Below are 289 nucleotides of genomic sequence, written 5' to 3'. Positions count from 1 at the left end.
CCCATAGACAGCCTCGGAAGAGAAATTAACGAGCTTTTTAACCCCTGCCATGCGCATCGCTTCAAGCAAATGAATGGTGCCATCGATATTCGCCGAAACCGTGGTGATCGGAAGCTCTATGGACAAGTCAGGGTGTGACATCGCCGCCGTGTGAATGACACGATCAATCCCAAATTCCTGGACGGTTCTGACAATTTTCGGAATATCGAACAACTCACCCTGTACGGCTGTCATGAATTCTGACTTGGCCTCTGAATAGTCAAGATTGTAACTAACCACATGAACACCC

1 protein-coding gene is annotated in these 289 nt (G+C 48.1%); it reads right to left on the bottom strand.

Annotated features, from left to right (window positions below; genetic code table 11):
- Positions 1-289 (bottom strand): GDP-mannose 4,6-dehydratase (locus ACZYSM_RS29530; protein WP_489077231.1); only part of this gene is annotated, 289 nt, incomplete at both ends.

This window comes from Pseudomonas sp. F220 (genome assembly GCF_057813935.1).
This window is presented reverse-complemented; position numbering and strand designations above follow the sequence as displayed.